The following is an 8613-nucleotide window of genomic DNA, read 5'->3' as shown; positions in this document are numbered from 1 at the left end:
GGGCATCATCGAGAACATCCGCCGGGGCCGTTCGTCCTGCCCGGCTTCTTGTCGTCCTTCCGACCCTGATCATATGGCAGCAGTCCTCCCCAACACCACCCCTGGCACTGCGTTGCCCGGGCTGGCGCGTGCCCTCGTGCAGGCGGGACGCTTGACGCTGCCCCAGGCGGACACGCTGCAAAAGAAGGCGTCGGCCGACAAGGCCGGTTTCATCGACACCCTGCTGGGTGCCGGCGCCGTCGACGCGCGTTCCCTGGCTGCCTTTTGCGCCGAAACCTTCGGCTATCCCCTCCTCGACCTCGCCACCTTCAGCCTCGAGTCGCTGCCCGTCAACGCCATCGATGCCAAGCTGATGCAGGCCCAGCGCGTCGTCGCGCTGGCACGGCGCGGCAACAAGATGTCGGTGGCGCTGTCCGACCCGACGAATACCCAGGCGCTGGACCAGATCAAGTTCCAGAGCGAATCGACGGTCGAGCCGGTGATCGTCGCTCACGACGCCCTGCTGGCCCTGCTGGCGAATATCTCCAAGAGCGCCGAGCAGGACTTGAGCGAGCTGGTCGGCGAGGAAGGCGAGATCGAGTTCGCCGAGGAAGAAGCGCCGACACAGGCATCGGAAGCGGCCGCCGCCGAGGTCGAGGACGCGCCCATCGTGCGCTTCCTGAACAAGGTCCTGATGGATGCGATCACCCTGGGCGCGTCGGACATCCACTTCGAGCCCTACGAAAAGCAGTACCGCATCCGCCTGCGCGTGGACGGCGTGCTGCGCGACCACCTGGCGCCGCCGCTGTCGATCCGCGACAAGCTCGTCTCGCGCATCAAGGTGCTGGCCAAGCTCGACATCTCGGAAAAGCGCGTGCCGCAGGACGGCCGCATGCGCCTCGTGCTGTCGCCCACGAAGACGATCGACTTCCGCGTCAGCACGCTGCCGACCCTGTTCGGCGAAAAGACAGTCATGCGTATCCTGGACGCGACGCAGGCCCAGATGGGCATCGACGCGCTCGGTTACGACCCGGACCAGAAGGCCCTGCTGATCGATGCGATCACGCGCCCGTACGGCATGGTGCTCGTCACGGGCCCGACGGGTTCCGGCAAGACCGTGTCGCTGTACAACTCGCCTGAACCTGCTGAACAAGCCCGGCATCAATATCTCGACGGCGGAAGACCCGGCCGAGATCAACCTGCCGGGCGTGAACCAGGTCAACGTCAACGACAAGGCGGGCCTGACCTTCCCCGTCGCGCTGAAAGCCTTCCCGCGCCAGGACCCGGACATCATCATGGTCGGCGAGATCCGCGACCTGGAAACGGCCGACATCGCGATCAAGGCCGCGCAGACGGGTCACATGGTGTTTTCCACCCTGCACACGAACGACGCGCCATCGACCCTGACGCGCCTGATGAACATGGGCGTGGCGCCGTTCAACATTGCCTCGTCCGTCATCCTGATCACCGCCCAGCGCCTCGCGCGCCGCCTGTGCACGTGCAAGCAGCCGCTCGACATCGGACGCGACACGTTGAAGGCGGCAGGCTTCCGCGACGGCGACCTGGACGGAGACTGGAAGCCCTACGGCCCGATCGGCTGCGAGCGCTGCCTCGGCTCCGGTTACAAGGGCCGCGTGGGCATCTACCAGCTCATGCCGATCTCGCCGGCGATCGAGGCCCTGATCCTGGCCCACGGCAACGCAATGCAGATTGCCGCCCAGGCCGAGGCCGACGGCGTGAACTCGCTGCGCCGCTCCGGCCTCATGAAGGTCAAGCAGGGTCTCACCAGTCTCGAGGAAGTGCTCGGCTGCACGAACGAATAAGGATTCAACATGGCAACGACATCCGTCCCGGCGCGCCGCGGCGCAAGCGCGCAAGTCAAGGAATACATCTTCGCCTGGGAAGGCAAGGACAAGACCGGCAAGACCGTGCGCGGCGAAATGCGCGCCGGCGGCGAGACCATCGTGAACGTGACCCTGCGCCGCCAGGGCATCATGGTGACCAAGGTCAAGAAGAAGGCTTATCGCAGCGGCAAGAAGATCCAGGACAAGGACCTGACCCTGTTCACGCGCCAGCTGGCCACGATGATGAAGGCCGGCGTGCCGCTGCTGCAATCGTTCGACATCGTCGGCAAGGGCCACGCGAACCCGTCCATGTCGAAGCTGATCATGGACCTGCGCGCCGACATCGAGACGGGCACCAGCCTGAACAACGCCTTCCGCAAATACCCGCTGTACTTCGACCCGCTGTTCTGCAACCTGGTCGGCGCCGGCGAACAGGCCGGTATCCTGGAAGACCTGTTGACACGCCTCGCGATCTACAAGGAAAAAACGCTCGCGCTGAAGAGCAAGATCAAGGGCGCGCTGATGTATCCGTGCGCGATCATGGCGATCGCCTTCATCGTCACGGCCGTGATCATGATCTGGGTGGTGCCGGCGTTCAAATCCGTGTTCTCCAGCTTCGGCGCGAACCTGCCGGCGCCGACGCTGATCGTGATGGGCATCTCCGACTTCGTCGTGCAATGGTGGTACATCATCTTCGGCTCGATCTTCGGCGCCCTGTACTTCTTCTTCCAGTCCTGGCGCCGGTCGCTCAAGATGCAGCAGTTCATGGACCGCGTGCTGCTGCGCCTCCCCGTCTTCGGCGAAGTGATACGCAAGGCCACGATCGCCCGCTGGACCCGCACGCTGGCGACGATGTTCGCGGCCGGCGTCCCGCTCGTCGAAGCGCTGGACTCGGTCGGCGGCGCGTCCGGCAACAACGTCTACCTGGACGCGACGAAAAAGATCCAGACGGAAGTCAGCACCGGCACCAGCCTGACAGGCCGCGATGCAGAACGCCAATGTCTTCCCGAACATGGTCACGCAAATGGTCGCCATCGGCGAAGAATCCGGCGCGCTGGACGGCATGCTCGGCAAGGTGGCGGACTTCTACGAGGAAGAGGTGGACGAGGCCGTCAAGGCGCTGTCGTCGCTGATGGAACCCTTGATCATGGTCGTGCTGGGCGTGCTGATCGGTGGTCTGGTCGTCGCGATGTATCTGCCGATCTTCAAGCTGGGCTCGGTGGTGTAACTTACCTGCCGCAGTGCAGCGTCGTCCGCCGCAAGCGAATGCGCACGTGCGGCGTCCGGATGCCGGCCAGTAATCCCCAGGCCGCCGCCCAGCGCAGCGCACGGTCGGTGGCCGGGCCCAGCGGCCGTGCCGCCGCCGCGCGCTGCAATGCGAGCGACATGCGTTTCATCGCATAGAGTTTTCGATCGGATAGCGGTATGACCATGCTTGCAGAATAGCAAGGCTGGCCATGCTCGACTGTGACATGCCTAACGCTTCACTGACCTGCGCCAACGTGCGCTACCGCACCGTGTAACCCAGCAATGGCTGGTATGTTGTTGATAGATCTTCAACATTTACCGGTACAATCCCATGTCCTCTTGCCCCGAATGCGGTTCCACCTATATACGCAGGATCGCGCGTACGCCCCTGATGCGCATCCTGTGGAGCAGCGAGCACATCCTGTGCAGCGACTGCGGGGAGCGCTCGCTGGTGTTTCCCAAGCTGAAAAACTTCGTCGCCAAGAGCAGCACGCCGGTCCGGCAGGCACGCATCAAGCCGAACAGCCCGCTTCATCCCTGAGCGCGTTCGAACCCGGCCAACCCACCGAACTGCTCGATGGCAAAGTCGATGAATAACCTGGCCCGCAGCGGCTGAAACTGCCGCGACGGATACAACAGGTATAAATCCTGCGCCCGCGCCGACCACCCGTCCAGCACCCGCACCAGTTCGCCGCTGTCCAGCAAATCGCGGACCAGCCAGTCCGGACAGACGCCGATCCCGCTGCCCAGCACCAGCGCCTCGCGTATCGCCAGCGCATTGTTCACACGGAAGCGGCTCGACACCGGCAACCGCGCGTGTTCGTCGCCACGGAACAAATCCACCGTATTGCCCGGCGTCCAGGCGAAACGCACGAAGTCGTGCGCGGATAAGTCGTCAGGGACAGCCGGCACGCCGCGCCGCGCGAGAATACGCTGGCGCCGCCACCAAAAAGCGCGGCACCGTCGCCAGATGCCGGCCGATCGCATCCGGCGGCAAGGTGCCGCCCAGCCTGAACGCGACGTCGACGGCTTCCTCGACGAGGTCGACGAAACGGTCGTTCAGGATCAGCTCGACGTCGATGGCCGGGTGGTTGGTCATGAATTGCTGCACCATCGCGTTGATGCGGAACTGGCCCAGCGCAACGGGCGCATTGATCCTCAACAGTCCCGCCGCCTGGCCCGTCATGCCTTGGACGGCACCCACGGCCGCGTCGAACTGCTCGATCACCCGTCGGGCGTCGGCGTGGAAACGCTGCCCCTGCTCGGTCGGGGACAGGCCGCGCGTGCTGCGTTCGAACAGGCGCACGCGCAATCTGCCGCTCCAGCTGGGCCAGCCATTTGCTGACGGTGGGCTGCGTCGTGCCGAATTCGCGGGCCGCCGCCGAGAGGCTGCCCAGTTCGAGCGTGCGCACGAAGACGCGCATTGCGTGGAGCGTATCCATTCGGTTATTCGATATTGGAATGAGTTATCTTCGATCCTACCATCTTCATCGCCATTCCAGAATGACCTATCGCGTGGACGCCCATTTCAAGGAGCCCACCATGATCCGACACAGGCCGCTCGCGGCACTCACCCTCGCCCTGGCATTCCAATCGCAACCCGCGCTGGCGGGCGGCCACTGGCTCACGTCCTGGTACGCGGCGCCGCAACCGGCCTGGGACAGCAGTTTCACGCTGCCGATGAACGTCCCGGCCCGCCTCGACGATGCCACCCTGCGCGAGACCGTCCGCCTCAGCGCCGGCGGACAACGCATCCGCCTCGTGTTCTCGAACCGGTATGGCCGCGAGCCGGTCCAACTCGGCGCCGTGCGCGTCGGACCGGCCGACGATGGCCCCGGCAGCCGGACGCTGACGTTTTCCGGCCAGCCAGGCGTCGCCATCGCGCCGGGCGCCACGGTGACGAGCGATCCCGTCGCCTTGCCCGTGCGGCCGTTGGCGCGGCTGGCCGTGACGACCCGGCTGCCCGCGCCCACGCCCATCGCCAGCTTTCACTGGGGCGCGCAGCAGACCATGCAAGTCACCATGGGCAGCGACACCACCCGGTTCGGCGGACGCCTGTTCCTCGACCACGCCATCGCCATGGTCGAGGCGGCGATACCGGGCCGCACCGTCGTCGCTCTCGGCGATTCGATCACGGACGGCAACGGGTCGACGCCGGATGCGGATCGCCGCTGGCCCGACCTCCTCGCGGAACGGCTCGCACGGCACGGCATCGCCGTCGCCAATGCGGGCATCTCGGGCGGCAGGCTGGCGCGCAACGGCATGGGGCAGAGCGCCCTCGCCCGCTTCGGGCGCGACGTGCTCGGCCAGCCCGGCGTGACGGACGTGATCGTTTTACTCGGCATCAACGACATCGGCTGGCCGGGCAGCCCGTTCGCACCAGGCGAGCACGCCGCCACGCTGGGACAAGCGCGCGTACAAGCAACTGGTCGCCGCGGCCCACGTGCGCGGCGTGCGCGTGACGGCGGGCGCGCCACTGCCGCCGTTCGAAGGCGCCCTCGCTGGCACGCCGTACGCCGGCCACTACAGTCCTGAAAAGGAGTGCCTGCGCCAGCAACTGAACCAGTGGATCCGCACGGCCGGCGCGTTCGATGCCGTCGTCGACTTCGACGCCGTCCTGCGCGACCCGTCCAACCCGCGCCGCCTGCGGCCTGCGTTCGGATTCGGGCGATCATTTGCATCCGGGCGACGCGGGCTATCGGGCGATGGCCGAGGCCATCGACATCCAGCCGTTCCGGGCGCACGCGCCGGCGCTATCCATCGCCCATCGGCCAGCGCCACAGGCGGCCCGCTGACGGGACAGGTACGGCCCGCCGCCTTGCCTCGGCGGCAACTTCGCCTACACTCGGCGTTCCGCCCATCCGCGTCGACGAGGAACGCCATGTCCAGGTCCGGAAAGCCTGCCGATTTCGCGATCATCCGTTCCGCGTTACCGGGCGTGGATGCCGTGGAAGCCCGCAGCGATCACGTGTTCGCCCGCCACAGCCATGAACAGTTCGGCGTCGGCATCATGCTGGCCGGCGGCCAGACCTCGAGCAGCGGGCGCGGCCGGTAGAGGCCCTGGCGGGCGACATCATCACCGTGAACCCGGGCGAAGTGCGCGAGCAGGCGCCCTTCTCCGGCAGCACCCCGGGCATGGCGCATGCTGTACCTGCCTCAGCCGCTCGCCAGTGCCACGGCGGCCGACCTGAGCGAAGGCGCCAGCCATGAGTACGTTTTCCATGACCCCGTCGCCCACCCATGCCGCGCTGGCCGCCTGTTTTCACCGCCTCTACGCGGCCGTCGCCGCGCCCGCGGCGGCGACGACGCGGCAAGCCTGTTGCGCGAGCAGTTGCTGCTGGAACTACTGCACGGCCTGCGAGACGATGGCGCGCGCTCGCGGCGGACGCCGGCCACTGTTGCGATCGCGCATGCGCGGACCATGATCGACGATGCGCCCGCTACCGCATGGCGTCTCGCCGACCTGGCCGGCCGGTATCCAGGCTCGCCGCTTGCGGCTCGCTGCGCCAGTTCGCCGGAGCGACCGGGCTGACGCCCCATGCCTACCTGATCCAGCGCCGCATCGAAGCGGCGCGCGCCCTGCTCGCGCGCGGCGCGGCGCTGGCCGACGCCGCGGCGGCCAGCGGCTTCGCCGACCAGAGCCACATGACGCGCATCTTCATCCGCACCTACCTGGCGCTGGCCATGCTGCTCGTCGGCAGCACCGTCGTGGCCAGCAAGATCGCCGCCGGCGCCCTGCCGCCGTTCAACACCCGGCCATGGCCTTGTTCCGCTCGCCTTGTCCGCTTCCGCTGCTGCCGGCGTGCGGCACGCCCGGCGCCCTGCGTCCCCGGCAGCCGACGGGGCGATCCGTCCTGCAGGGACTGGCCGGCACCGCCGGGTGCACGGCCCTGTTGACGGCCGGCTTGCGCGCCGCGTCGGCGGCCTGACGCCGGCGTCATCCTCGGCACGCTGCCTGTCGTCGCGACCGTCGTCGCCGTGGCCCTGCTCGGCGAACGGCCGCGGCCCGTGCTGCTCGCCACCGTCGCGCTGGCGAGCGCCGGGCTGTTCGTCCTGCATCGGCAACCGGCGGGCAGCGCGGCCGGTTCGCTGTCCGGCAATGCGCTCGTGTTCGGCGCCGTGCTGTGCGAAGCCTGCTTCATCCTGCTCAACAAGCGCTTGCGCGTCGCCGTGCCGCCCCTCGCCCTGTCGACGCTGATGAGCTCCATCGGCCTGGCGGCCTCCCTGCCGTTCGCACTGGCGGAAGCGGCGTGGACGGCCCCCGGTCGCGTCTGATCCGCACTGCTCGCCGTCGGCTATTACGCGCTGTTGCCGACCGTCGGCGGCTTCCTGCTCTGGTACGCGGGGGCGGCCCGGGTCGGCGCGACGGAAGCGGCGCTGTTCACGGCGCTGGCACCGGTCGCCGCGCTGCTGCTCGCGGCCCTGCTGCTGGGCGAGACGGTGGGATCGCGGCAACTGGCCGGCATCGCATTCGTCCTGGCGGCGGTGGGTGCGCTGGCCTTCGCCAATGAGCGATGAGGGTATGTGTTAATTCGCGCAGGCCTTGCCGCCGACGCCGTGGTAGCCCTTCGCCTTCGCGTCGGCCTCCGCCATGTATTCGCCCTTCTTGGTCTTGCCGTAGTACTTGTCGCCTGCGCAGTGGTAGACCTTGCTGGAGCTGTTCGCCCAGACCTTGCCCGCGCCACCGCCGGGCGCCTGTTCCCTTGCTGCCGGCGCCGTCTTCGGCGACTTCGCGGCGGCGGGGGCGCCGTGGGTCGCGGCATGTGGCGCCGCATCCGGTGCGAGCGGATTCGGCACGGTCGTCTGGGCAAATGCCGCGGCTGCCGTCAAGGCGCCGAGCAGCAATACGAGATGTCGTTTCATGGCTTTCTCCATAGGATTTGCGAACGTCGTCCTCCACGGACGAGCCGCATGATATTCCCACACGCCATGACAACACGAAAAAATGACCCAAACCGTAACGTGCGCGCGCCTGGTGCAGAACTATCATTTGCAGGCGTTGTACATACATGGGAACGGTCATGGAACAGCCGCAGTCGTTCCTGAACGAACGGGCGGACCGCCGCATTCCGCCGCACGCGTCGAACGACGGCGCGCCGCCGCAACACCCGGACGCCATCCTGCGCGCCGTGCACCGTTGCGCGCCGCCGTAGGCATGCCGCCATGTCCAGCACGCCGCCCGACCTCGACGACATCGGCCCGCTGCTGCGCACCGACACCGCGCCGGCGCACCCTGCGCGCGCACCGGACCTCGCGCGCCGCTTCGTGCTCGGCACCCGCACCTGGACCTTCGTCATCCTGCTTGGCCTGTACGTCCTGCCCGGACTCGTCGGCCATGAACCGTGGAAACAGGACGAGACGTATATCGCGGACGTCGTGAGCAATATGCTGGCGACCGGCGACGCGGTCGTGCCCAGGATGGCGGGCGAGGCGTTCATGGAAAAGCCGCCGCTGTTCTACTGGGTCGCGGGCGCGCTCGCGACGTTGACGTCGCCCGTGCTGCCGCTGGCCGACGGCGCGCGCCTGGCCACCGGCGCGTTCG

Annotated in this window: 12 protein-coding genes and 4 pseudogenes; 12 read left to right on the top strand and 4 right to left on the bottom strand. The window is 67.6% G+C overall.

The annotated features are described in order from the left end of the window. Positions 1-73 precede the first annotated feature (73 nt). Both pilB and ACWNCF_RS02910 read left to right on the top strand, forming a co-directional pair. Positions 74-1802: pseudogene (gene pilB, locus ACWNCF_RS02915) on the top strand (type IV-A pilus assembly ATPase PilB). A gap of 9 nt (positions 1803-1811) precedes the next feature. Beyond that, positions 1812-3051, top strand: a pseudogene (locus ACWNCF_RS02910) (type II secretion system F family protein). Position 3052: 1 nt separating this feature from the next. On the opposite strand, the gene ACWNCF_RS02905 reads toward ACWNCF_RS02910, so the two are convergent. After that, positions 3053-3220, bottom strand: a complete 168-nt coding sequence (locus ACWNCF_RS02905) for a hypothetical protein (RefSeq protein ID WP_449405948.1) — start codon at positions 3218-3220, stop codon at positions 3053-3055. Between the two features lie 242 nt (positions 3221-3462). On the opposite strand from ACWNCF_RS02905, the gene ACWNCF_RS02900 reads away from it, so the two are divergent. Next, positions 3463-3612, top strand: a complete 150-nt coding sequence (locus tag ACWNCF_RS02900) for a hypothetical protein (RefSeq protein ID WP_449405947.1) — start codon at positions 3463-3465, stop codon at positions 3610-3612. On the opposite strand, the pseudogene ACWNCF_RS02895 reads toward ACWNCF_RS02900, so the two are convergent. Together ACWNCF_RS02895 and ACWNCF_RS02890 are read right to left on the bottom strand one after the other, a co-directional pair. Further along, positions 3603-4257 (bottom strand): annotated as a pseudogene (locus ACWNCF_RS02895) (substrate binding domain-containing protein). The gene ACWNCF_RS02900 and the pseudogene ACWNCF_RS02895 sit on opposite strands and share 10 nt — an antisense overlap. Before the next feature lie 181 nt (positions 4258-4438). Continuing rightward, a pseudogene (locus ACWNCF_RS02890) lies at positions 4439-4495 on the bottom strand (hypothetical protein); the annotation flags it as partial. Between the two features lie 118 nt (positions 4496-4613). Between ACWNCF_RS02890 and ACWNCF_RS02885 the strand changes: the two are divergent. The 7 genes from ACWNCF_RS02885 (at position 4614) to ACWNCF_RS02855 (ending at position 7589) form a co-directional block, all read left to right on the top strand. Then, entirely contained in the window at positions 4614-5606 is a 993-nt protein-coding gene (locus tag ACWNCF_RS02885) for a GDSL-type esterase/lipase family protein (RefSeq protein ID WP_449405946.1), read from the top strand. Positions 5607-5662: 56 nt separating this feature from the next. Next, the gene (locus tag ACWNCF_RS02880; protein WP_449405945.1) at positions 5663-5866 is read left to right on the top strand and encodes a hypothetical protein; all 204 of its coding nucleotides are present in this window, start codon (positions 5663-5665) and stop codon (positions 5864-5866) included. An 86-nt stretch (positions 5867-5952) separates the two neighbouring features. Further along, complete coding sequence (locus tag ACWNCF_RS02875; protein ID WP_449405944.1) at positions 5953-6126, top strand: AraC family ligand binding domain-containing protein; 174 nt, start codon at positions 5953-5955, stop codon at positions 6124-6126. An 87-nt stretch (positions 6127-6213) separates the two neighbouring features. Further along, entirely contained in the window at positions 6214-6603 is a 390-nt protein-coding gene (locus tag ACWNCF_RS02870; protein WP_449405943.1) for a hypothetical protein, read from the top strand. Continuing rightward, positions 6519-6968, top strand: coding sequence for a helix-turn-helix domain-containing protein (locus ACWNCF_RS02865; RefSeq protein WP_449405942.1), 450 nt, complete (start codon positions 6519-6521; stop codon positions 6966-6968). The genes ACWNCF_RS02870 and ACWNCF_RS02865 overlap by 85 nt, the downstream gene beginning before the upstream one ends. A gap of 111 nt (positions 6969-7079) precedes the next feature. Beyond that, a complete protein-coding gene (locus ACWNCF_RS02860) occupies positions 7080-7346 on the top strand; it encodes a hypothetical protein (RefSeq protein ID WP_449405941.1) in 267 nt (88 codons plus the stop codon). A gap of 6 nt (positions 7347-7352) precedes the next feature. Next, positions 7353-7589, top strand: a complete 237-nt coding sequence (locus tag ACWNCF_RS02855; protein WP_449405949.1) for an EamA family transporter — start codon at positions 7353-7355, stop codon at positions 7587-7589. A 9-nt stretch (positions 7590-7598) separates the two neighbouring features. Here the strand turns inward: ACWNCF_RS02855 and ACWNCF_RS02850 are convergent, their stop codons facing one another. Beyond that, complete coding sequence (locus ACWNCF_RS02850) at positions 7599-7934, bottom strand: hypothetical protein (protein ID WP_449405940.1); 336 nt, start codon at positions 7932-7934, stop codon at positions 7599-7601. 158 nt (positions 7935-8092) lie between these two features. Between ACWNCF_RS02850 and ACWNCF_RS02845 the strand changes: the two genes are divergently transcribed. Both ACWNCF_RS02845 and ACWNCF_RS02840 read left to right on the top strand, forming a co-directional pair. Beyond that, a complete protein-coding gene (locus ACWNCF_RS02845) occupies positions 8093-8224 on the top strand; it encodes a hypothetical protein (protein ID WP_449405939.1) in 132 nt (43 codons plus the stop codon). Positions 8225-8234: 10 nt separating this feature from the next. Continuing rightward, positions 8235-8613, top strand: a 379-nt coding sequence (locus ACWNCF_RS02840; protein ID WP_449405938.1) for an ArnT family glycosyltransferase, incomplete at its 3' end; no start/stop codon positions are given.

It is taken from the genome of Massilia phosphatilytica (assembly GCF_977014125.1).
Note: the sequence above shows the minus strand (reverse complement) of the source record. Positions and strands in the feature narration are given on the sequence as shown.